The organism is Kitasatospora cineracea, assembly GCF_003751605.1.
In the GTDB taxonomy this organism is placed as follows: Bacteria; Actinomycetota; Actinomycetes; order Streptomycetales; family Streptomycetaceae; genus Kitasatospora; species Kitasatospora cineracea.
The window spans coordinates 1,014,910-1,037,081 of the sequence record NZ_RJVJ01000001.1 but is presented as its reverse complement, the minus strand read 5'-3'; the positions used below and the strand labels follow the sequence as shown (position 1 = coordinate 1,037,081).

The following is a 22,172-nucleotide window of genomic DNA, read 5'->3' as shown; positions in this document are numbered from 1 at the left end:
GATGCCGGCCTCATGCCGGGCGCTCCTGTTGGGGGTGTCGGGTTTGGGTGTCTGGTCGTTGTTTGAGAACTGCACAGTGGACGCGAGCATCTGTGGCCAAGTTTTTAAGGGCGCACGGTGGATGCCTTGGCACCAGGAACCGATGAAGGACGTGGGAGGCCGCGATAGGCCCCGGGGAGCTGTCAACCGAGCTTTGATCCGGGGGTGTCCGAATGGGGAAACCCGGCAGTCGTCATGGGCTGTCACCCGCATCTGAACACATAGGGTGCGTGGAGGGAACGCGGGGAAGTGAAACATCTCAGTACCCGCAGGAAGAGAAAACAACCGTGATTCCGGGAGTAGTGGCGAGCGAAACCGGATGAGGCCAAACCGTTGTGGTGTGAGACCCGGCAGGGGTTGCCGCGACGGGGTTGTGGGAAAGTTCTTCAGTCGTCTGCCGGCGGCTGGGCGAGTCAGAAACCGTATGGGTAGTCGAAGGACATGCGAAAGGTCCGGCGTAGAGGGTAAGACCCCCGTAGACGAAATCTGTACGGCTCGCTTGAGCTTCTCCCAAGTAGCACGGGGCCCGAGAAATCCCGTGTGAATCTGGCGGGACCACCCGCTAAGCCTAAATATTCCCTGGTGACCGATAGCGGATAGTACCGTGAGGGAATGGTGAAAAGTACCGCGGGAGCGGAGTGAAATAGTACCTGAAACCGTGTGCCTACAAGCCGTGGGGGCAGCCTTCGGGCTGTGACTGCGTGCCTTTTGAAGAATGAGCCTGCGAGTTTGCGGTGTGTAGCGAGGTTAACCCGTGTGGGGTAGCCGTAGCGAAAGCGAGTCCGAATAGGGCGCCCATAGTTGCATGCCCAAGACCCGAAGCGGAGTGATCTAGCCATGGGCAGGTTGAAGCGCGGGTAAGACCGTGTGGAGGACCGAACCCACCAGGGTTGAAAACCTGGGGGATGACCTGTGGTTAGGGGTGAAAGGCCAATCAAACTCCGTGATAGCTGGTTCTCCCCGAAATGCATTTAGGTGCAGCGTCGCGTGTTTCTTGCCGGAGGTAGAGCACTGGATAGGCGATGGGCCTTACCGGGTTACTGACCTTAGCCAAACTCCGAATGCCGGTAAGTGAGAGCGCGGCAGTGAGACTGTGGGGGATAAGCTCCATGGTCGAGAGGGAAACAGCCCAGAACACCGACTAAGGTCCCTAAGCGTGTGCTAAGTGGGAAAGGATGTGGAGTCGCAGAGACAACCAGGAGGTTGGCTTAGAAGCAGCCACCCTTGAAAGAGTGCGTAATAGCTCACTGGTCAAGTGATTCCGCGCCGACAATGTAGCGGGGCTCAAGCACACCACCGAAGTCGTGTCATTGCAGCATGAAGGGCCAACGCCTGCTGTGATGGGTAGGGGAGCGTCGTGTGCCGGGTGAAGCAGCCGAGGAATCGAGTTGTGGACGGTTCACGAGTGAGAATGCAGGCATGAGTAGCGATACAAGAGTGGGAAACTCTTGCGCCGATTGACCAAGGGTTCCTGGGTCAAGCTGATCTGCCCAGGGTAAGTCGGGACCTAAGGCGAGGCCGACAGGCGTAGTCGATGGACAACGGGTTGATATTCCCGTACCCGCTTTGAAGCGCCAACGTCGAACCTCTTGATGCTAAGCCCGTGAAGCCGGCCCGGAGTCTTCGGACAAAGGGACGTGGTGGAGCCGGTGACCCAACGGGGTAGTAGGTGAGCGATGGGGTGACGCAGGAAGGTAGTCCAGCCCGGGCGGTGGTAGTCCCGGGGTAAGGGTGTAGGACGTTGCGTAGGCAAATCCGCGCAACACGTGTCTGAGACCTGATGCCGAGCCGATTGTGGTGAAGTGGATGATCCTATGCTGTCGAGAAAAGCCTCTAGCGAGTTTCATGGCGGCCCGTACCCCAAACCGACTCAGGTGGTCAGGTAGAGAATACCGAGGCGTTCGGGTGAACTGTGGTTAAGGAACTCGGCAAAATGCCCCCGTAACTTCGGGAGAAGGGGGGCCATTGCTGGTGACGGGACTTGCTCCCCGAGCTGGTGGTGGCCGCAGAGACCAGCGAGAAGCGACTGTTTACTAAAAACACAGGTCCGTGCGAAGCCGTAAGGCGATGTATACGGACTGACGCCTGCCCGGTGCTGGAACGTTAAGGGGACCGGTTAGTCCGATTTCGGTCGGGCGAAGCTGAGAACTTAAGCGCCAGTAAACGGCGGTGGTAACTATAACCATCCTAAGGTAGCGAAATTCCTTGTCGGGTAAGTTCCGACCTGCACGAATGGCGTAACGACTTCTCGACTGTCTCAACCACAGGCCCGGTGAAATTGCATTACGAGTAAAGATGCTCGTTTCGCGCAGCAGGACGGAAAGACCCCGGGACCTTTACTATAGCTTGATATTGGTGTTCGGTTCGGCTTGTGTAGGATAGGTGGGAGACTGTGAAGCAGCAACGCCAGTTGTTGTGGAGTCGCCGTTGAAATACCACTCTGGTCGTGCTGGATGTCTAACCTGGGTCCGTGATCCGGATCAGGGACAGTGTCTGGTGGGTAGTTTAACTGGGGCGGTTGCCTCCTAAAGGGTAACGGAGGCGCCCAAAGGTTCCCTCAGCCTGGTTGGCAATCAGGTGTTGAGTGTAAGTGCACAAGGGAGCTTGACTGTGAGACTGACGGGTCGAGCAGGTACGAAAGTAGGGACTAGTGATCCGGCGGTGGCTTGTGGAAGCGCCGTCGCTCAACGGATAAAAGGTACCCCGGGGATAACAGGCTGATCTTCCCCAAGAGTCCATATCGACGGGATGGTTTGGCACCTCGATGTCGGCTCGTCGCATCCTGGGGCTGGAGTAGGTCCCAAGGGTTGGGCTGTTCGCCCATTAAAGCGGTACGCGAGCTGGGTTTAGAACGTCGTGAGACAGTTCGGTCCCTATCCGCTGTGCGCGTAGGAGTGTTGAGAAGGGCTGTCCCTAGTACGAGAGGACCGGGACGGACGAACCTCTGGTGTGCCAGTTGTCCTGCCAAGGGCATGGCTGGTTGGCTACGTTCGGGAGGGATAACCGCTGAAAGCATCTAAGCGGGAAGCCTGCTTCGAGATGAGCACTCCCACCTCCTTGAGAGGGTAAGGCTCCCAGTAGACGACTGGGTTGATAGGCCGGATATGGAAGCCCTGTGAGGGGTGGAGTTGACCGGTACTAATAGGCCGAGGGCTTGTCCTCAGTTGCTCGCGTCCACTGTGTTGTTCTGAAACAACGACCCCCGCCGGAGGGATCCGGCCGGGCGGTACACAGTTTCATAGTGTTTCGGTGGTCATAGCGTGAGGGAAACGCCCGGTTACATTCCGAACCCGGAAGCTAAGCCTCACAGCGCCGATGGTACTGCAGGGGGGACCCTGTGGGAGAGTAGGACGCCGCCGAACAATCATTGTGGGAAAGCCCCCTGACGGGAAGTCAGGGGGCTTTTTCGCGTTCCCGGGGAGGCTGGAGGCGCAGCCGCCGGCCCGCCCCAGCCCCGCCTCCGGCGCTCTGCTGGAAGCGGGGCGGAGAACGTAGGCTCGCCGGTATGCGGACTTCTGAGAACACGTCAGGCGCGGGTCGGATCGAGCGGGTCGAGGTGCTGACGGAGGAGCGGGCCGGGGCGGTGCGGGAGCTGCTGGCGGCGGCGGCCCGGGCGGACGGGCGGGAGGCGGTGTCGGAGGCCGGGCGGTTGCGGATCCGGCCGGACAGTCCGCGCGAGGGCGTGCGGCACCTGGTGCAGTCGGTGGACGGTGCGGTGGTCGGTTACGCGCAGTTGGAGGGCGAGCGGCCGGGGACGGTGGAGCTGACGGTGGCTCCGGCCGAGCGCGGCCGGGGCCTGGGCGGTGAGCTGGTGGACGCGGTGCTGGCCGAGGGCGCGGGCGGGCTGGACTTCTGGGCGCACGGCGGCCTCCCGGCGGCCCGGCACCTGGCGGAGGCGCACGGCGCGGTGCTGGTGCGCGAGCTGCGGCAGATGCGGCGTACCGCGGCGGCTCCGGACGCGGTGCCGCTGCCGGCGGGCGTGGAGTTGCGGACGTTCGAGCCGGGCCGGGACGAGGCGGCCTGGCTGGCGTTGAACGCGCTGGCCTTCGCCCACCACCCGGAGCAGGGCTCGTGGACGGAGCAGGACCTGGCGGAGCGGATCGCCGAGCCGTGGTTCGACCCGAAGGGCTTCTTCCTGGCGGAGCGGGACGGCCGGCTGGTGGGCTTCCACTGGACCAAGACCCAGCCGGACGGGCTGGGCGAGGTGTACGTGGTGGGGGTGGATCCGGCGGAGCAGGGTAATGGCCTGGGGAGGGCGTTGACGGCGGTGGGTCTGCGGCACCTGCTGCTGGATCGCGGCCTGTCGACGGTGATGCTGTACGTGGACGCGGACAACGCGGCCGCCGTCCGGGTGTACGAGCGACTCGGGTTCACCGTCCACGAGGTGGACCTGATGTACCGGTGGGAGCCGTCCGGGGCCCGCTGAGCTGCGCGGACGCGGGCGGAAGGGAGCGTCCGCCCGCAGCCACGGGGGTGACGGACTCAGCTTTCCTCCTGGCCATGCGGTGTTTACCGTGGATTCAATTGGCGCCGCGAAGATCACAGAATGTCGTCCGTATTGCCGCGTCCGCGTCACCGCTCCACGCCCCGCCCGTCCGGCCGGATTCCGGCTTCCCCGGGCGGGTGGACGTGGGTCGACGAGGACGAGCAGCTTGCGGAGTCATGCCCTTCGTCCCGTCCGGGCCGCGTCCTGCAGGAGGAGCTGGAACCGATGAGCATCCCCCGCCCCGTCTCCGACTCGGCCGATCCGGCCGAGCGCAGCAGTGAGCAGAAGCCGGCCGCGCGGTCGGGTGTGAGGTCCAGGTCCGCGGCTTCCGGCAAGGACGCCGCCGGCACGGCGGCCAAGGACGCCAAGCCGCGTGCGGTGTCGGCGCGCGCCAAGGCCCGGTCCGCCGACGCCAAGGCGGCGTCCGACGCGGAGCCCGGGGCGGCGCCCGGGACCGAGGCCCGGGCGGAGCAGAAAACCGGGCAGAAAACCGAGCAGAAGGCCGGGCAGCAGGCGGACGCCAAGGCCGAGCCGGTGCGGGCGGCGACGGCGTTGCCCGCCGCGGTGTCGGCGGCCTTCCCGGCGGGTGCCGCGGGTTCGCCCGACGGGCGGGGCGCGGAGGAGGCGGAGTTGCCGCAGGGCCGGTTCCTGGACCGCGAGCGCAGCTGGCTGGCGTTCAACGAGCGGGTGCTGGAGCTCGCGGAGGACCCGAACATCCCGTTGCTGGAGCGGGCCAAGTTCCTGGCGATCTTCGCGTCCAACCTGGACGAGTTCTTCATGGTGCGGGTGGCCGGCCTGAAGCGCCGGATCGCCACCGGGGTGGCGCAGCGCTCGGCGTCCGGTCTGCAGCCGCGCGAGGTGCTGGACCTGATCTGGCGGCGTTCGCGCGAGTTGATGGCGCGTCACGCGGCGACCTTCCAGCAGGAGGTGCTGCCGGACCTGGCGGCCGAGGGCATCGAGCTGGTGCGCTGGCCGGACCTGGCGGAGACCGAGCAGGCCCGGCTGCACACGCTGTTCCGGCAGCAGATCTTCCCGGTGCTGACGCCGCTGGCGGTCGACCCGGCGCACCCGTTCCCGTACATATCGGGACTGTCGCTGAACCTGGCGGTGGTGGTGCGCAACCCGGTGTCGGGGCACAAGCACTTCGCCCGGGTGAAGGTCCCGCAGTCGCTGTCGAGGTTCCTGGAGGCGTCGCCGCAGCGGTACGTGCCGCTGGAGGATGTGATGGGGGCGCACCTGGAGGAGCTGTTCCCGGGGATGGAGGTGCTCGCCCACCACGCGTTCCGGGTCACCCGCAACGAGGACCTGGAGGTGGAGGAGGACGACACCGAGAACATCCTGAAGGCGCTGGAGAAGGAGCTGATGCGGCGCCGGTTCGGCCCGCCGGTGCGGCTGGAGGTCGAGGAGTCGATCGACCCGTACATCCTGGACCTGCTGGTGCGGGAGCTGAACATCACCGAGGCGGAGGTCTTCCCGCTGCCCGGGCCGCTGGACCTGACCGGGCTGTTCGGGATCGCCGACCTGGACCGGCCGGAGCTGCGGTACCCGAAGTTCGTGGCGGGCACGGCGCGCGGGCTGACCGACGTGGAGTCGGCGACGCTGCCGGACATCTTCGGGGCGATGCGCGAGCGGGACGTGCTGCTGCACCACCCGTACGACTCGTTCTCCACCTCGGTGCAGGCGTTCCTGGAGCAGGCCGCCGCGGACCCGCACGTGCTGGCGATCAAGCAGACGCTGTACCGGACCTCCGGCGACTCGCCGATCGTGGACGCGCTGATCGACGCGGCGGAGTCCGGCAAGCAGGTGCTGGTGCTGGTGGAGATCAAGGCCCGGTTCGACGAGCAGGCGAACATCAAGTGGGCCCGGAAGCTGGAGGAGTCCGGCTGCCACGTGGTGTACGGCCTGGTCGGGCTGAAGACGCACTGCAAGCTGTCGCTGGTGGTCCGGCAGGAGGGCGACACGCTGCGCCGGTACTCGCACGTCGGCACGGGCAACTACCACCCGAAGACGGCCCGGCTGTACGAGGACCTGGGCCTGCTGACGGCCGACCCGCAGGTCGGCGCGGACCTGAGCGACCTGTTCAACCGGCTGTCGGGGTACTCGCGGCGCGAGTCCTACCGGCGGCTGCTGACCGCGCCGCGCGGGCTGCGGGACGGGCTGGTGGCGCGGATCAACGGGGAGATCGCGCACCACCGGGCCGGGCGGCCGGCCTTCGTCAAGGTCAAGGTCAACTCGATCGTCGACGAGGTGGTGATCGACGCGCTGTACCGGGCCTCGCAGGCCGGGGTGCCGGTGGACGTGTGGGTGCGCGGCATCTGCGCGATCCGGCCGGGCGTGCCGGGGCTGAGCGAGAACGTCCGGGTGCGGTCGATACTGGGGCGCTTCCTGGAGCACTCGCGGGTGTTCGTGTTCGGCAACGGCGGCGACCCGGAGGTGTGGATCGGCAGCGCCGACATGATGCACCGCAACCTGGACCGCCGGATCGAGGCGCTGGTGCGGGTCACCGACCCGGCGCACCGGGCCGAGCTGAACGGGCTGCTGGACCTGGGCGTCTCGGACGAGACCGACTCCTGGCACCTGGGCGCCGACGGCACCTGGACCAGGCACGCCCAGGACGCCGAGGGCCGGCCGCTGCGCCACGTCCAGGACCTGCTGATCGACTCGCGCCGCCGCAACCGCGGCTCCGCCGCCGCGCGCTGAGCGGCAACCCGCCCGCGCCGGGAGCGTCCCGGCGCGGGCGGACTGCACCCCTGGGGCAGGCCCAGGGAGGAAATCGGGGAGAGCCACAGCCATGACCGATGCGCCGACGACGGCCCCGGTGGCGCGCGCCGCGACCGCCGGGGAGGTCCTTGCCGGCTACCTGACCGTCCAGGCGGGCGCGTTCCTGCGCGCCCTGCCGCAGGTGGTCGGCGAGGCGGGGTCGAGACCGGGGGCGCTCCCGGCGTCGGCGCAGGCGGCGGACGACCTGCTGCGCGCGGTGCGCCGGATCGGCGGGGCGCTGCACACCTTCGCGGCGGCGTTCGAGGCCGAGTGGGCGCAGGAGTCGCGCACCGAGCTGCGCTGGCTGCTCAACCTGCTCGCCCAGGAGCCGGGCTACCAGCGGCGGGCGGTGCGGCTGCTGGGCGCGCTGGACTCGCTGGCCGACACCTCCCCGGACGGGGCGGGCATGCTGGCCGGGCACGCGGGCGCGCCGAAGGCCCGGGCGCTGCTGGAACGGCAGTTGACGCTGGCCCGGACCCGGGCGCACACGGCGCTGCTGCAGGAACTGCGCTCGGCCCGGCTGCACGCGCTGGCCGACCGGATGACGCTGCTGGCCGGGGACGTGCCGCTGGTGGCGCCGGTGGCCGCGGAGCCGGTGGCGGCGCTGCTGCCGCAGACCGGGGCGGCGCTGGCGGCGCTGCTGGGCGCGGGCGAGCGGCTGCCGTGGCAGCGGGCGGCGCAGGCGTACGGCGGGGCGGGGCTGCACCGGCTGGGCCCCCCGGCCGGGGAGGCGGAGCCGGGCGGGGTGCCGGCGGCGCGCACCCCGGCGGACGCGGACGCGGCGCTGGCGGCGGACGACGAGCCGTGGCTGCGGGCCCGGATCCTGGTGAAGCGGGCCCGGTACGCGCTGGAGGTGTGCGGGGCGCCGGGCGACGGGCTGGCCGAGCTGGACGGGGTGCTGGCGCGCCACCAGGAGGCGTCGGACGCGGCGGCGACGGTGGCGACGGCGGCGCGCACGCCGCGGATCACCCCGGCGACGGCGTACGTGCTGGGCGTGGTGCACGCCGATCAGCGGCTGGAGGTGGAGTCGGCCCGGTACGCTTTCGGGCGCCAGTGGCCGGGGGTGGCGCCCGGGCTGGTCGGTCCGGTGGCGGCGCTGTCGGACTGAGACCCTCGTTCCCCGCCCGGATGGACCGCGTGCCGCAGATGCCCGATCGCTCCTCGGCGCCCGACCGTGCCCCGGCGCGGTCGGGCGGTTCCCGCACCGACCGCCGGCCGGCGGCGGGCCCCCGTTCGACGGTGCTGGCGGCGGGGGCGGTGCTCTGGGTGCCGGGGCCGCCGAAGAAGGGCGGCAAGGGGCGGAAGAAGCCGCGGATCGCGCTGGTGCACCGGCCCAAGTACGACGACTGGAGCCTGCCGAAGGGGAAGCTGGACCCGGGGGAGGGCTGGCGGGCGGCGGCGCTGCGCGAGGTGCGGGAGGAGACCGGGATGCGCTGCGTGCTGGGCCCGGAGCTGCCGGTGCAGCACTACCTGGCGCACGGCCGGCCGAAGGAGGTCCGGTACTGGTCGGCGGTGCCGACGGGTGGCGCGTTCCGGCCCAACCGGGAGGTGGACCGGCTGGAGTGGCTGCCGCCGAAGCGGGCCAAGGAGCGGCTGACGCACCCGCGCGACCGGGTGCTGGTGGACGCGCTGCTGGAGCTGCTGCTCGGCTGACCGGGGGGCCGGGACGGGCCCGGGTGGTTCGCACAGGTCGCACGGGTGATCTGCCCGCGCCCGCACCGTGACGCAACCGTTACTACCGGCCGCAGTTTCCTGACGTCCCTTCGAGGTTCACTCCCCGTTCATTTGCGACCGGCTGACGCGTCACCTGTCCTGCCTAACTTCTGGGTTACCGGAGGGCCGAAAGGGCCCCGGACCACAGCAAAACCGGTCGTTCCGAGACCGGCATTGCCTCAGAAAGGGACACCCAGTGAACCTGCGGAACGGCCGCTCCAAGGCCCTCGCCATCGGTGCCGTCGCGCTCGTCTCCACGCTGTCGCTCTCGGCTTGCGGCACGGACGACAACACCGGCAAGTCCTCCTCGGGCGCCTCGGCCTCGGGCGGAGCGACCACCGCCAAGATCGCGTGCGCCGACAAGGGCGGCCAGCTGCTGGGCGCGGGCTCGACCGCGCAGTCTCCGGCCATCGACGTCTGGAAGGCCGCCTACAGCGCCGCCTGCTCCAGCGCGACCCTGACCTACTCCGGTGGCGGTTCCGGCGCCGGTGTCACCCAGTTCAACCAGGGCAAGATCGCCTTCGCGGGTTCCGACTCCGCCTTGAAGCCCGCCGAGGTCGACGCCTCCAAGGCGGTCTGCACCGGCGGCCAGGCCATCGACCTCCCGATGGTGGCCGGCCTGGTCTCGATCGTCTTCAACGTCGACGGCGTCGACAAGCTCGTCGTGGACGGCCCGACCCTGGCGAAGATCTTCGACTCGCAGATCACCAAGTGGAACGACCCGGCGATCACCGCGCTGAACCCGGGCGTGACCCTGCCGGACGCCCCGATCCAGGCGATCCACCGCTCGGAGGACTCCGGCACCACCGCCAACCTGACCGGCTACCTGGCCAAGGCCGGCGGCGGCAACTGGAAGTACCCGGCCGCCAAGGCGTGGGCGGGCCAGGGCGGCCAGTCCGCGAACGGCTCCGCCGGTGTCGCGGCCCTGGTCAAGCAGACCAAGAACTCGATCTCCTACGTCGAGCTCTCCTACGCCCAGACCAACAAGCTGAACAGCGCCGCGATCAACACCGGCGCCTCCAAGCCGGTCGAGGCCACCGCCGCCAACGCCGCCGCCACCCTGGCCTCCGCCAAGGTCGTCGGCACCGGTGCCGACCTGGCGCTGGACATCGACTACGCGACCAAGGCCGAGGGCAACTACCCGATCACCCTGGTCACCTACGAGATCGTCTGCGACAAGGGCAACAAGGCCGACAGCCTGCCGGTCCTGAAGTCCTTCCTGAACTACATCGTCAGCGACGCCGGCCAGCAGGCCATCGGCGCCGTCGGCTACGTGCCGCTGCCGGCCGAGCTCGCCACCAAGGTCAAGACCCAGATCGACGCCCTGGCCTGATCCGGGGCCGGACGACGACCGGCCGGGCGGCCCCCGAAGGAGGGGGAGGGGCCGCCCGGCCGGGGCACCCGTCGGCACGCAGCACGCACCACCCACCACGAGAACGTCCGGGGCACCGCCGCCAAGGTGCCGCCCTCCGCGGGGCAGCGCCGCCAGACCGGAGTAAACGACCATGACTTCTGCACCCCCCGCCGACGCGCGGGGACGGGTTCGACGGAGCCGGGGCGACAGCCGCCGCGGTGACAGCCTGTTCTTCAACCTCTCCCGCGGCTCGGGCATCCTGCTGCTGGTCATCATGGCCGCCATCGCAGGCTTCCTCGCCTACCGCTCCGCCCTCGCCCTGGGCAAGAACGAGGGCAACTTCCTCACCACCTTCGAGTGGACCCCGGACGCCGCGAAGCCGGTGTTCGGCATCGCCGTGCTCACCTTCGGCACCCTGGTCAGCGCGCTGATCGCGATGGCCATCGCGGTCCCGGTCTCGGTCGGCATCGCGCTGTTCATCTCGCACTACGCGCCGCGCCGGATCGCCCAGCCGTTCGCCTACCTGGTGGACCTGCTGGCCGCCGTCCCGTCCATCGTCTACGGCCTGTGGGGCGTGCTGTTCCTGGTCCCGCACATGGACGGCCTGACCAGCTGGATGGACCAGTACCTGGGCTGGACGTACATCTTCGGCCAGTCCACCGCGGGCGTCCCGGCGCGCAACCTGTTCACCGTCGGCATCCTGCTGGCGATCATGGTGCTGCCGATCATCACCGCGGTCACCCGCGAGGTGTTCCGGCAGGTCCCGCGGATGCACGAGGAGGCGGCGCTCGCGCTCGGCGCGACCCGCTGGGAGACCATCCGCACCGCGGTGCTGCCGTTCGGCCGCCCCGGCATCATCTCCGCGTCGATGCTCGGCCTGGGCCGCGCGCTCGGCGAGACCATCGCGGTCGCCACCGTGCTGTCCACCAGCAGCAAGCTGTCGCTGCACCTGCTCGACCCGGGCGGCGGCACCTTCGCGCAGAACATCGCGCTCAAGTTCAACGAGGCCCAGCCGCTGGGCCGGGACGCCCTGATGGCCTCCGGCCTGGTCCTGTTCGTCATCACCCTGCTGGTGAACGGCGCGGCCCGCATGATCATCGCCCGTCGCAAGGAGTACTCGGGGGCCGCCGCGTGAGTACCGCTACCGTCTCCGACACCACCCCGCGGCTCAGCCACCGGCTGACCGCGGCCCGGCTGCCCCGCTGGGCGCCGGCCGGCATCGCCGCCGCCTCGATCGCGGTGGGCTGCGGCATCGGCGCCGCCGCCGGGCTCAAGAGCCACATCCAGTGGGGCCTGATCTCCGCGCTGCTGTTCGTCCTGGCCGGCTACGCCGTCTCGGCCTCGGTCGAGGGCCGCCGCCAGGCCAAGGACCGGTTCGCCACCTCGCTGGTCTGGGTCTCCTTCATCTGCGCCGTCGTCCCGCTGGTCTCGCTGACGGCCTACACCGTCCAGCAGGGCATCGGAGCGATCAACGGCGACTTCCTCACCCACTCGATGAAGGGCGTCGTCGCCACCCTCAGCCCGGACGGCGGCATCTACCACGCCATCATCGGCACCATCGAGCAGGTCCTGCTGGCCACCCTGATCGCCGCGCCGATCGGCCTGCTCACCGCCGTCTACCTGGTGGAGTACGGCCGCGGCCGGCTCGCCAAGGCGGTCACCTTCTTCGTCGACGTCATGACCGGCATCCCGTCGGTCGTCGCCGGCCTGTTCGTCCTCTCGCTCTGGAACATCGCGCTGGGCTTCGAGTACTCCGGCTTCTCGGGCAGCCTCGCGCTGGCCATCCTGATGATGCCGGTCGTGGTCCGCTCCACCGAGGAAATGCTCAAGCTCGTCCCGAACGAGCTGCGCGAGGCCTCGTACGCGCTCGGTGTGCCGCGCTGGAAGACCATCCTGCGGATCGTCCTGCCCACGGCCGTCGGTGGCATCACCACCGGTGTGATGCTGGCGGTCGCCCGCATCACCGGTGAGACCGCCCCCGTGATGATGCTGGTGTTCGGCGCCGACTTCATCAACAGCGACCCGTTCAACGGACCGCAGCAGTCGCTGCCGCTCTACATCTGGCAGCAGTACTCGCAGATCAACAACGACTTCGGCTACCAGCGCGCCTGGGGCGCCGCCCTCGTGTTGATCGCCTTCGTGATGGGTCTCAACCTCATCGCCCGGGGCATCGCGCGCTGGCGCTCGCCCAAGGGCGGGCACTGACACCGACTGACGTACGAACAGACGAGAGAAGACGAAAGACCATGGCCAAGCGCATCGACGTCAGCGGACTGTCCGCCTACTACGGTTCCACCCGCGCCATCGAGGACATCTCGATGACCATCGAGCCCCGCTCGGTGACCGCCTTCATCGGCCCCTCGGGCTGCGGCAAGTCCACCTTCCTGCGCACCCTCAACCGGATGCACGAGGTGATCCCCGGCGCCCGGGTCGAGGGCAAGGTGATGCTGGACGACGAGAACCTGTACGGCGCCAACGTCGACCCGGTCGCCGTCCGCCGCTCGGTCGGCATGGTGTTCCAGCGCCCCAACCCGTTCCCCACCATGTCGATCTACGACAACGTGGTGGCCGGCCTCAAGCTGGCCGGGGTGAAGAAGAAGTCCGTGCTGGACGGCGTGGTGGAGAAGTCCCTCCAGGGCGCCAACCTGTGGAACGAGGTCAAGGACCGCCTGGGCAAGCCCGGCGCGGGCCTGTCCGGCGGCCAGCAGCAGCGCCTGTGCATCGCCCGGGCGATCGCGGTCGAGCCCGAGGTGCTGCTGATGGACGAGCCCTGCTCGGCCCTCGACCCGATCTCCACCCTCGCCATCGAGGACCTGATCGGCGAGCTCAAGTCGCAGTTCACCATCGTGATCGTGACCCACAACATGCAGCAGGCGGCCCGCGTCTCCGACCGCACCGCGTTCTTCAACCTGGCGGGCGTCGGCCAGCCCGGCAAGCTGGTCGAGCTCGACGACACCCAGCGGATCTTCTCCAACCCGTCGGTCCAGGCCACCGAGGACTACATCTCCGGCCGCTTCGGCTGACCGGCCCCGCGCGCGGCCGCACGAGCTGCTCCGCGGCGCTGCATGGCGGTGCCGCCGCGGAGCGAGAGGAAGGGCCCGCCCCCGTGCTGTGGGGGCGGGCCCTTCCCGTGCCGCTTCCGTTCCGTCGCTGTCCGCGGGGCCGGGTCAGAGGATCAGCAGGTTCACGATCCCGTACATCGCGGCGGCCACGATCGCCGCCGCCGGCATGGTGATGAACCAGCCCATCACGATGTTCTTCGCCACTCCCCAGCGGACCGCGCGGACCCGCTTGGTGGCGCCCACGCCCATGATCGCCGAGGTGATCACGTGGGTGGTGGAGATCGGCGCCGCGTAGACGAACGAGGTGACGTACATGACCGCGGAGGCGGTGGCCTCGGCGGCGAAGCCCTGCGGCGGGTCCAGCTCGATGATCTTCCGGCCCAGGGTGCGCATGATCCGCCAGCCGCCCGCGTAGGTGCCCAGCGAGAGCATCGTGGCGCAGGAGATCTTCACCCAGATCGGGATGCCGTTGCCGGACTGGTGGCCGGAGATGGTCAGGGCCATCACCACGATGCCCATGGTCTTCTGCGCGTCCTGCAGGCCGTGCGCCAGTGCCATCGCCGCCGCCGAGGCGGTCTGCGCCACCCGGAAGTTGCGCTTGGCCCGGTGCGGGTTGGCCCGCCGGAAGATCCACAGGATCGCCAGCATCACCAGGAAGCCGCCGACCAGGCCGACCACCGGCGAGACGATCATCGGAATGATGATCTTCTCGATGACGCCGTGCCAGACCACGCCGATGCCGCCGGCCAGCGCCGCGCCCACCATGCCGCCGAACAGCGCGTGCGAGGAGGAGGACGGCAGGCCGAAGTACCAGGTGACCAGGTTCCAGGCGATCGCCCCGACCAGGGCCGAGAACAGGATCGCCATGCCCTTGCTGCCGGTCGGGGTCTCGATGATCCCCTCGGAGACGGTCTTCGCCACCCCGCTGCCGAGGAAGGCGCCCGCCAGGTTCATCACCGCGGCCATCGCCAGCGCCGCCCGGGGCGTCAGCGCCCGGGTGGAGACCGAGGTGGCGATCGCGTTGGCGGAGTCGTGGAAGCCGTTCGTGTACGTGAAGAAGAAAGCGACGCCGATGACGACGATCAGTGCTGCCATGTCCACGGAGGTCAGGACTCCTTGACCGCGATGGTCTCCACCGTGTTGGCCACGTGCTCGAACGCGTCGGCCGCCTCCTCGAGGACGTCCACGACCTGCTTGAGCTTCAACACCTCGATCGCCTCGTACTGGCCGGAGAACAGGTGGGCCAGCAGCTTGCGGTGGATCTGGTCCGCCTGGTTCTCCAGCCGGTTGACCTCGATCCAGTACTCGGTGAGGTTCGACATCGACCGCAGGTTGGGCATCGCCTCCGCGGTCAGCTCGGCCGCCCGGGCCAGCACCTCGATCTGCTGCTCGATGCCCTTCGGGAGGGTCTCGATGTCGTACAGCACGACCAGGTCGACGGCCTCCTCCATGAAGTCCATGATGTCGTCCAGCGAGGAGGCCAGGTTGTAGATGTCCTCCCGGTCGAACGGGGTGATGAACGAGGAGTTCAGCTGGTGGAAGATCGCATGGGTGGTGTCGTCGCCGGCGTGCTCGGCGGCGCGCATGCGCTCGACGATCTCCGCGCGGGCTGACACGTCAGAGCCCAGTAGTTCCAGCAGGAGCTTGGATCCGACGACAAGGTTCTCCGCGGCGGCGGCGAACATGTCGTAGAAGCTCGTCTCCTTCGGGGTCAGGCTAAAACGCACGGAAATCTCCGATGTGCGGGGTCGGTACTTGACGATGCTAGGCGCACGCGCCCCACTGGTGGACACGGGGTTGCCGACACGCGCCCTAAGTGTGTCCCACGACACGCCGGTTTGCTCCCGCCCTGCACGGGGATCTCTGACCTGACGCCCGGACGGCGGAACACGCGGATGGTGCCGCGTGTTGGACAGGGGGCACCTCCCGGCCGGAGGCCGGGGGCGGGCCGAGCACCGAGACCAAGAGGGCGGACCGGATGACCACCATCGACACCCCGAGCACCGACACCGCGCCGGCGGCCTGCCACGGCGGCCCCGCGGCCACCGGGCCGCACGGCTACAGCGGGGAGAAGGAGGCGCACCTCAAGCGGCTGCGCCGGATCGAGGGTCAGATTCGCGGCCTGCAGCGGATGGTCGACGAGGACGTCTACTGCATCGACATCCTCACCCAGGTGTCCGCCTCCACCAAGGCCCTGCAGTCCTTCGCGCTCTCCCTGCTGGAGGAGCACCTGCGGCACTGCGTCGCCGCCGCGGCCGCCGCGGAGGACGGCGGCGAGGAGCTGAACGCCAAGGTCGCCGAGGCCAGCGCGGCCATCGCCCGGCTGCTGCGCACCTGACGCCGACGGTCCGTCAGGACCCGGAACCGCGCTCGTCCTCGTCCCCGGCCGGCCCCGGTGCGCGGTGGCGGGCCAGCAGGACCTCGTCGATCTGCTCGGCGGCCAGCCGCTCCGCGCGGCTGGCCGAGGCGGCGATCATCAGCTCGCCGGCCAGGTCGATCTCGTCCAGCGCGGCTCGGTCGTGGCCGCCGGTGCCGCTCTCCCCGGATGCCATGGCCTCCACCCCTTCCGCGCCCCGTCCGCCGCACCGGCCTGCCCGCCCCGTACCAGCGTAGGGAGCCGCGGCCCGGGCCACATGGCACGGACGGGCCATCTCTGCCGTCCGAAACGGGTGGGCCCGCCCGGCGGGGCCGGTCACTTCGGGGAAGGGCTGGCCTTCATCGAGTAGATGTCGGCGGCGGCGGGCTCGGCGGCCTCCACCGGCTTGCCGAAGTCGGCCAGCGACAGCGTGGACACCACCTTGACCTGGTCCTTGGCCGCGGTGGAGCCGGCCACCCCGGCGAAGGTGAAGTTCTCCACCACCTTGTGCAGCCGGCCCTGCGCGTCCAGCCAGACCTCGTACGGGACCTCCTTCACCGTGAAGGTCTGGGCGGCCATCCGCAGGCCGTCCGCCCCGCGGCCGCCGGTCGCGTCGGCGGCCTTCGCCAGGTCCAGGGTGCCCTTGTAGTGCTTCAGCTCCCCGCCGTCGGCCGGCTCGGTGCCGACCAGCTCGGCGCTCTGCGCGCCGCGCAGCGCGCCCGCCGCGGTGGCCGGGTCGGTGGCGCCGGAGCTCACCAGGTTGCCGTCCGGGAGCTGGCGCACGTCCAGCTTGACCCACTTGCCCTCGGGGATCTTCGCGCCGCTGTTCTGCAGGTACACCGTGCCGGGCAGCACCACCTCGGTGATCTTCCCGGTGGTGGCGGCGCCCGGCGGCACGTCGACCTCCAGCCGGCCGATCCGCTTCACGTAGTCGTAGCCGCCGGTGCCCTTGAACACCGCCTTCTTGTCGGCGGACTCGGTGATCAGCTCCGTGGCGGCGCTCACCGAACCGGTGCGGCCGGTGATGTCGGCGGCCGAGCGGACCGCGGTCAGCGGGTCGGCGGAGAGCTGGTCGGCGGAACCCGGCCGGTTCTGGCCGCCGCCGCTGCAGGCCGACAGCACGGTGACGAGCAGGGCCGCGGCCGCGGCGCGGTTGAGCTTCTTCACTTCTTCGACAACCCCCTCGGGCCCCGGATGACCCGGCAAGCAACCGCCCCGGATGGGCAGAGCGCTTGCCAGGCAAACGAGTTGGGGCGCGGAAGGTTACGCCGTTGTTCACCGGACGGGCGGCACGCCGCGCCGCGCGGGCGGGATACGGTGAAGGATGTGGCAGACCAGCGCCCCGAGGCGCCCGGCGGGACGACGCGGACCGACCACCCGACCGAACACCGGGTGGAGGTGACGGAACGCGGCTCGTTCAGCTTCGCCCGGTGCGACTGCGGCTGGTTCGCCCCCGGGCGGCGCTCCCGGGACAAGTCGCGGCGGGACGCCGCGGAGCACCTCGCGGAGCACGGCGGCTGAACGGCCCGGCCGGTCGGCCGGAACAGGTGCGGGTCAGGCGGCGAGGTCGGACTCGTGGTCCGGCTCGTGGTCCCGGCCCCGGTCGCGGCCCGCGCGGCGGCCGGAACGACGGCCGGACGGCGCGGGCTGGCGGCGGCGCCCCGAGTCCGCGGCGGCGGTGCGGGCCACCACCAGCGGGCGCAGCGCGCCCCGGGACAGCGCGTGGCACAGCGGTACCAGGACGGCCATGGCGATCGGGGCCAGCAGCAGCACCACGGCGGTGGCCAGCGCGTAGCCGCCGAGCACGTCGGTCGGGTAGTGCACGCCCACGAACAGTCGGCAGAAGCCCTGCAGCAGGGCCAGCGCGCCGGCCGCCAGGCCCAGCCTGCGGTTGACCAGGAACAGCGCGACCGCGATGCCCATCGACATCGCCGAGTGGTCGCTGACGAAGGACAGGGTGTCCTCCTTGCCGGGGACCAGGACGTCCAGCTCGGGGTGGGTGACGAACGGCCGGGGCCGGTCGACCAGCTTGGAGATCGGCAGGTTGGCCAGCTCGGCGATGGCCACCGCGAGCGGCGCCCACAGCACGCCCGCCACCGCGACCGGGGCGTCCGGCCGGCGGCGGGCGCTCAGCCAGGCGGTCAGGCCGATCGCGGCCAGGCCGAGCAGGATGCCGTACTCGGCCGTCCAGGCGACCAGTGAGTCCAGCCAGCCGGGGGCGTCCGCGGCCAGGCCGTTGACGGCCTTGAGCAGGCCGAGATCCGGGTCGCCCGAACCGGATCCGGCGTCCGCGAGCAGCGTCGGCACGCCGCACCTCCCTGTCCGCTCTCCGCAGTGGTCCCAGGTCGTGGTGCTTCCGGGTGCGGACGACCGGCAGCCTCCCCAGTCAACGCGATCAAGGCCGCCGCGGTTTCCGTCGAAACGTACCGTTATGGAAAATTGACTGACTGTCCACCGCGCATGCACATGCCGAGACCGGATCCGACCGCCGGGGCAGGGCAGGGCAGGGCGGGGCGGGGCGGGCCGCGGTCAGTCGACCTTCGGCGTCTCGCTCTTCGTGATGGTGCCGTCGTTCAGGTTCCGGTCGGGCAGCGCGGCGGCGCCGTCCGGGGTGACCCGGGTCGCCCCGATGTAGTCCCGCTGGTCGATGGTGTCGTAGCGGACCTTGGCCCCGGTGTGCGGCGCGTCGATCATGTAGCCGCCGCCGACGTAGATGCCGACGTGGTGGATGGTGCGCGGGTCCTCCAGGTCGTTGGCGAAGAACACCAGGTCGCCGGGGCGGAGTTGGTCCCGGGAGGGGTGCGGGCCGGCGTACCACTGGTCGTTGGCCACCCGGGGCAGTTCGATGCCCACGCTCTCGTACGCGATCTTGGTCAGGCCCGAGCAGTCGAACCGCCCGTTCTCCCAGGCCTGTCCGGTGCCGCCCCACAGGTAGTCGGTGCCCAGCTTGCTCTGCGCGAACCAGATCGCCCCGGTCGCCTCCCTGGACAGCGCCAGCTGCACGCCCGGGTCGGCCGGCGCGGTGAAGGACTTCGCCAGTGCCTGGATGCTGCGGACGTAGCCCTGGGTCTCCTTGTAGGGCGGGATCCCGCTGTGCTCGATCACCGCGTACGGCCCGGCGTTGTAGGCGGCCAGCATGTTGGACTGCTTGTCGCCGGGGACCTTGGCCACGTCCCGGGCCAGCGCGCAGTCGTAGGTGGCGGCGGAGGCGATCGCGTCGAAGGCGTTCCAGATGTCCTGCTTGCCGTCGCCGTCGCCGTCCGTCCCGTAGGTGGCCCAGGTCCCCTCCAGGAACTGGGCCATCCCGTAGGCCTTTGCCGGGCTCTTCGCGGCCGGGTCGAAACCGCTTTCCTGGTAGAGCTGGGCGGCCAGCATCGGCGCCGAGATCTCCGGGCAGAGCGCGCCCCATTTCTGGATCTGCGGCCGGTAGGCGGCCGGCACCGTTCCGCCGGACAGTCCGAGGGCGGCCGAGGAGGACTCGGGAACCCCACTGGCCGCATACGTCCCGAGGGTCACCACACCCACGAAGCCGATGGCCAGCACCACCGTCGCGGCACCTGCCAGCCGAGCCTTCCGGAGCACCATCCAGCACCATCCCGACGGAACGTCAGCGGCCATGTCCTGTTACGCAATTGCCCGGTGCAATCATCACAGATACCACGGGCGGGAAGTATCCTTGGAACCACCGGACATCCTGGCGGAGCGTCCGGTCCAGCCACGAGCAATCCGCGAGAAGCAGCCAAGTCGACGTCAGATCTGGCCAAGAATAGGACCTGCCCCTTCGCTCGACCGTGGTCCGGGGCCTTGAATTTTCCTGATCGGGCGGTGAGATGGGATGGACCTGAACGTGGACAGCACAGTGATCCGGTACCTGGCGGAGGATCCGCCCAAGAAGGCCAACATCGACACCATCATCGGTGGGATCGCCCCGGACTGGGGCCCGTTCGCCACGCTCGGCTCCTCGGCCCGGGTGATGGTCCAGGTCGTGATGGCGGTGGCGATCCTGGTCTGCCTGGCCATCGCCATCTGGGGCGCCGCCAAGCAGCGGATCGGAGCCACCGCGATGCGCGACACCTTCAGCGCCGAACAGGGCAAGGGGCTGATCGTCGCGGGCCTGACCGGCGTGTTCATCATCGGTTCGCTCGGCACCCTGTTCACCATTGTGTACGGCATGGCCATCTGACGATCGGACAACTCACCCTCCGGCGCCGCTGATCCGGTCCGCCGGCCCGCCGCCCCGCACTTCTCCGCCGAGCACCCGTCACGCCGCCGCGCGCGCCCCGCGCGGCGGCGCCCACCAGGAGGGCCCCGTGCCGTTGTCCGACGACCAGCCGCACACCCGTACGCGGCTACCGGTCGCCGAACAGACCACCCCCGCGACGGGGCGTCAGGCCCGGCCGCTGCGCACCCTCCTGACCGTCCTGGGCATCGTCACCCTGCTGGTGGTCGCCGTCGCCGTCGCCAACCGGGACAAGCCCGCGGTCGACCGCGACGGCACCAGCACCTCCGGCGACCGCGCCCCCGGCGCCGCCGCCTCCCCCGACCGCACCGCCGCCAGCGGCCAGCAGCCCGTCGCCACCACGTCCAACGGCATCGGCACCGGCTACCCGCACACCGACCAGGGCGCGCAGTCCGCCGCCGCCAACTACGCGGTGGCGCTGGGCTCCGCGGACATGTTCCGCACCGACAGCCGCCGCACCGTGCTGGCCACCGTCGCCGACCCCACCGCCCTGCCGGCCCTGCAGACCCGCCTGGACCAGGCGTTCACGCCGGAGACCAACGCGCGCTACGGGCTGGACGCGCAGGGCAGGGCGCCGCGGAACCTGACATTCATCAGCCGCACCGTCCCGATCGGCACGAACCTGGTGAACTACTCGGACACCGGCACCGCGGTCGAGGTGTGGTGCAACTCGCTGGTGGGACTGACCGGCAAGACCTCGGAGATCCCGGTCAGCGAGAACTGGTACACGCTCGGCATCACGATGCGCTGGACCGGAACCGACTGGAAGATCATCGACTACAGCCGGAAGGCAGGCCCGGCCCCGCTGCCCGCCGATCAGAAGGCCGCGACCTCGGAGGAGATCACGGGTGCCGTCCAGCAGTTCGGAGGTTTCCGCTATGCACGCTGACGGAGCCGGCAGAGGCCTCGGCCGTCGTGCCGCGGCCCTGGCCGGAGCGACCGCCGCGCTCCAGTTGGCGTTCTTCGCGGTGAGCGGGGCAGCCGCCGCGGCGACCCCGTCACCCACCCCCCAGCCGTCCTGCACGGTGGACGTGCCGGTACCGGGCGCCGACAAGCTGTGCGCCCCGCCCGGGGCCACCGTGATCCCCGGGTCCGGCACCGTCTCCGGGGTCACCGACCCGCTGGGGTCGTTGGCGAAGGGGTGCGCGCAGGCGGCGGCGTGGGTGGTGCGGCAGTTGTCGGGGGCGATCGACGGGACGACGAAGGTCGACTTCACGAACGCGGCGTTCCTGCAGCAGTACGCGGTGGTGTTCGCGGTCTCGACGGTGATCACGCTGGTGCTGTGGCTGCTGGCGGTGACGAAGCGCGCGGTGCGCGGGGCGGCGCTGGGGCAGGCGTTCGGCGAGGCGGTCGGGTTCCTGTGGCTGACGGTGATCGCCTCGGCGTTCACGCCGCTGATCCTGTACACGGTGGTGACGGTCACCGACGGGTTGACGGACGCGATCGCGGCGGGGACGAAGTCCGACACCGGCACGTACCTGGGCGGGTTCGCGGACACCCTGGAGAAGGGGAGCATCGGCGGCGGTCCGCTGATCCTGATCCTGGTGTCGCTGGTGGCGGTGCTGGCCGCGGCGGTGCTCTGGGTGGAGCTGGTGATCCGGGCGGCGATGCTGTACGTGGGCGCGCTGCTGGGGACGGCGGTGTACGCGGGGTTGGTGGACAAGCAGATGTGGAAGCACGTCCGCCGGTGGGCCGCGATGATGCTGGCGGTGGACCTGGCGAAGCCGATCGTGGTGATCATCCTGGGGCTGGCGGGCGCGGTGGCGACCGGCGCGGGGGCGGACGACGACTTCAGCCGGGTGCTGGCGGGGCTGGCGATCCTGTTCCTGTCGATCTTCGCCAGCGCGGCGGTGTACCGGTTCGTGCCGGGCTTCGGTGACGAGCTGATGGCGATGCGCAACGCCCGGGCGGGCGCGGTGCAGGCCGGCAGCGCGATGATCAACGGCCCGGCGAACTTCGTGAAGCAGGGCATCTCCACGCACGGTTCGCGCGGTGGCGCGGAGGGCGGGGGCGGCGGTGGCGCCCCGGCGGGCGGCGGCGGGGCGGGCGCGGGCATCGCGGCGCACGCGTCCCGGCCGGCGAACGCCCCCCGTCCGGCGGCGCCGCCCGCGCAGGCCCAGGTCCAGGCTCCGGTCAACAACCCGAAGGGAGGGTGACGGGGA

19 protein-coding genes and 2 rRNA genes are annotated in these 22,172 nt (G+C 70.0%); 15 read left to right on the top strand and 6 right to left on the bottom strand.

All coding sequences use genetic code 11. From position 1 onward, the window contains the following. The first annotated feature begins 94 nt into the window (after nt 1–94). The 10 genes from EDD39_RS04555 to pstB all read left to right on the top strand — a co-directional run bounded on the left by EDD39_RS04555 (nt 95) and on the right by pstB (nt 13,375). Nucleotides 95–3,201: ribosomal RNA gene (locus tag EDD39_RS04555) — 23S ribosomal RNA — on the top strand. 83 nt (nt 3,202–3,284) lie between these two features. Continuing rightward, a 5S ribosomal RNA gene (gene rrf, locus EDD39_RS04550) occupies nt 3,285–3,401 on the top strand. 143 nt (nt 3,402–3,544) lie between these two features. Continuing rightward, a complete protein-coding gene (gene mshD, locus EDD39_RS04545) occupies nt 3,545–4,465 on the top strand; it encodes a mycothiol synthase (RefSeq protein ID WP_123553496.1) in 921 nt (306 codons plus the stop codon). 285 nt (nt 4,466–4,750) lie between these two features. Continuing rightward, nucleotides 4,751–7,225: an RNA degradosome polyphosphate kinase gene (locus EDD39_RS04540; RefSeq protein WP_123553494.1), complete on the top strand. Its 2,475-nt coding sequence runs from the start codon at nt 4,751–4,753 to the stop codon at nt 7,223–7,225. Nucleotides 7,226–7,316: 91 nt separating this feature from the next. Then, nucleotides 7,317–8,393, top strand: a complete 1,077-nt coding sequence (locus EDD39_RS04535) for a CHAD domain-containing protein (RefSeq protein ID WP_123553491.1) — start codon at nt 7,317–7,319, stop codon at nt 8,391–8,393. Between the two features lie 38 nt (nt 8,394–8,431). Beyond that, nucleotides 8,432–8,938 carry an NUDIX hydrolase gene (locus EDD39_RS04530; protein ID WP_198544947.1) on the top strand — a complete coding sequence of 169 codons (507 nt, stop codon included), beginning with the start codon at nt 8,432–8,434 and terminating at the stop codon, nt 8,936–8,938. Nucleotides 8,939–9,194: 256 nt separating this feature from the next. After that, entirely contained in the window at nt 9,195–10,331 is a 1,137-nt protein-coding gene (gene pstS, locus EDD39_RS04525; RefSeq protein ID WP_123553489.1) for a phosphate ABC transporter substrate-binding protein PstS, read from the top strand. Between the two features lie 172 nt (nt 10,332–10,503). After that, on the top strand, nt 10,504–11,487 hold the full coding sequence (gene pstC / locus EDD39_RS04520) for a phosphate ABC transporter permease subunit PstC (RefSeq protein ID WP_123553487.1): 984 nt from the start codon (nt 10,504–10,506) through the stop codon (nt 11,485–11,487). Next, the gene (gene pstA / locus EDD39_RS04515; RefSeq protein ID WP_123553485.1) at nt 11,484–12,557 is read left to right on the top strand and encodes a phosphate ABC transporter permease PstA; all 1,074 of its coding nucleotides are present in this window, start codon (nt 11,484–11,486) and stop codon (nt 12,555–12,557) included. Before pstC ends, pstA begins: the two co-directional genes overlap by 4 nt. Nucleotides 12,558–12,598: 41 nt before the next feature. Next, nucleotides 12,599–13,375 carry a phosphate ABC transporter ATP-binding protein PstB gene (gene pstB, locus EDD39_RS04510; RefSeq protein WP_030910049.1) on the top strand — a complete coding sequence of 259 codons (777 nt, stop codon included), beginning with the start codon at nt 12,599–12,601 and terminating at the stop codon, nt 13,373–13,375. Between the two features lie 144 nt (nt 13,376–13,519). Here pstB and EDD39_RS04505 read toward each other — a convergent pair whose 3' ends face one another. Then, the gene (locus EDD39_RS04505; RefSeq protein ID WP_123553483.1) at nt 13,520–14,515 is read right to left on the bottom strand and encodes an inorganic phosphate transporter; all 996 of its coding nucleotides are present in this window, start codon (nt 14,513–14,515) and stop codon (nt 13,520–13,522) included. A 5-nt stretch (nt 14,516–14,520) separates the two neighbouring features. Next, on the bottom strand, nt 14,521–15,141 hold the full coding sequence (locus tag EDD39_RS04500; protein ID WP_014137429.1) for a DUF47 domain-containing protein: 621 nt from the start codon (nt 15,139–15,141) through the stop codon (nt 14,521–14,523). 251 nt (nt 15,142–15,392) lie between these two features. Between EDD39_RS04500 and EDD39_RS04495 the strand changes: the two genes are divergently transcribed. Further along, a complete protein-coding gene (locus tag EDD39_RS04495; RefSeq protein ID WP_123553481.1) occupies nt 15,393–15,752 on the top strand; it encodes a metal-sensitive transcriptional regulator in 360 nt (119 codons plus the stop codon). A gap of 13 nt (nt 15,753–15,765) precedes the next feature. Here the strand turns inward: EDD39_RS04495 and EDD39_RS04490 are convergent, their stop codons facing one another. Both EDD39_RS04490 and EDD39_RS04485 read right to left on the bottom strand, forming a co-directional pair. After that, nucleotides 15,766–15,966, bottom strand: coding sequence for a hypothetical protein (locus EDD39_RS04490; RefSeq protein WP_123817697.1), 201 nt, complete (start codon nt 15,964–15,966; stop codon nt 15,766–15,768). Between the two features lie 140 nt (nt 15,967–16,106). Next, nucleotides 16,107–16,937: an SCO4651 family lipoprotein gene (locus EDD39_RS04485; protein ID WP_123553477.1), complete on the bottom strand. Its 831-nt coding sequence runs from the start codon at nt 16,935–16,937 to the stop codon at nt 16,107–16,109. Between the two features lie 159 nt (nt 16,938–17,096). Here EDD39_RS04485 and EDD39_RS04480 point away from each other — a divergent pair, with 159 nt between their 5' ends. Beyond that, nucleotides 17,097–17,291, top strand: coding sequence for a hypothetical protein (locus EDD39_RS04480; RefSeq protein WP_123553476.1), 195 nt, complete (start codon nt 17,097–17,099; stop codon nt 17,289–17,291). A gap of 33 nt (nt 17,292–17,324) precedes the next feature. Here EDD39_RS04480 and EDD39_RS04475 read toward each other — a convergent pair whose 3' ends face one another. Next, nucleotides 17,325–18,077, bottom strand: a complete 753-nt coding sequence (locus EDD39_RS04475) for a phosphatase PAP2 family protein (protein ID WP_123553473.1) — start codon at nt 18,075–18,077, stop codon at nt 17,325–17,327. Nucleotides 18,078–18,299: 222 nt separating this feature from the next. Continuing rightward, on the bottom strand, nt 18,300–19,355 hold the full coding sequence (locus EDD39_RS04470; protein ID WP_123553471.1) for a bifunctional lytic transglycosylase/C40 family peptidase: 1,056 nt from the start codon (nt 19,353–19,355) through the stop codon (nt 18,300–18,302). Between the two features lie 250 nt (nt 19,356–19,605). Between EDD39_RS04470 and EDD39_RS04465 the strand changes: the two genes are divergently transcribed. The 3 genes from EDD39_RS04465 (at nt 19,606) to EDD39_RS04455 (ending at nt 22,166) form a co-directional block, all read left to right on the top strand. Then, on the top strand, nt 19,606–19,953 hold the full coding sequence (locus tag EDD39_RS04465; protein WP_030458183.1) for a hypothetical protein: 348 nt from the start codon (nt 19,606–19,608) through the stop codon (nt 19,951–19,953). Between the two features lie 127 nt (nt 19,954–20,080). Continuing rightward, nucleotides 20,081–20,899 carry a hypothetical protein gene (locus EDD39_RS04460; RefSeq protein WP_123553469.1) on the top strand — a complete coding sequence of 273 codons (819 nt, stop codon included), beginning with the start codon at nt 20,081–20,083 and terminating at the stop codon, nt 20,897–20,899. Beyond that, nucleotides 20,889–22,166: a hypothetical protein gene (locus EDD39_RS04455; RefSeq protein WP_123553467.1), complete on the top strand. Its 1,278-nt coding sequence runs from the start codon at nt 20,889–20,891 to the stop codon at nt 22,164–22,166. Before EDD39_RS04460 ends, EDD39_RS04455 begins: the two co-directional genes overlap by 11 nt. Nucleotides 22,167–22,172 lie beyond the last annotated feature (6 nt).

Coding starts and splice junctions, on each gene's coding strand:
- EDD39_RS04495 (WP_123553481.1), top strand. CDS start 15,393: ATGACCACCATCGACACCCCGAGCACCGACACCGCGCCGGCGGCCTGC.
- EDD39_RS04455 (WP_123553467.1), top strand. CDS start 20,889: ATGCACGCTGACGGAGCCGGCAGAGGCCTCGGCCGTCGTGCCGCGGCC.
- EDD39_RS04465 (WP_030458183.1), top strand. CDS start 19,606: ATGGACCTGAACGTGGACAGCACAGTGATCCGGTACCTGGCGGAGGAT.
- pstB (WP_030910049.1), top strand. CDS start 12,599: ATGGCCAAGCGCATCGACGTCAGCGGACTGTCCGCCTACTACGGTTCC.
- EDD39_RS04470 (WP_123553471.1), bottom strand. CDS start 19,355: ATGGTGCTCCGGAAGGCTCGGCTGGCAGGTGCCGCGACGGTGGTGCTG.
- EDD39_RS04530 (WP_198544947.1), top strand. CDS start 8,432: ATGCCCGATCGCTCCTCGGCGCCCGACCGTGCCCCGGCGCGGTCGGGC.
- mshD (WP_123553496.1), top strand. CDS start 3,545: ATGCGGACTTCTGAGAACACGTCAGGCGCGGGTCGGATCGAGCGGGTC.
- EDD39_RS04540 (WP_123553494.1), top strand. CDS start 4,751: ATGAGCATCCCCCGCCCCGTCTCCGACTCGGCCGATCCGGCCGAGCGC.
- pstC (WP_123553487.1), top strand. CDS start 10,504: ATGACTTCTGCACCCCCCGCCGACGCGCGGGGACGGGTTCGACGGAGC.
- EDD39_RS04535 (WP_123553491.1), top strand. CDS start 7,317: ATGACCGATGCGCCGACGACGGCCCCGGTGGCGCGCGCCGCGACCGCC.
- EDD39_RS04490 (WP_123817697.1), bottom strand. CDS start 15,966: ATGGCATCCGGGGAGAGCGGCACCGGCGGCCACGACCGAGCCGCGCTG.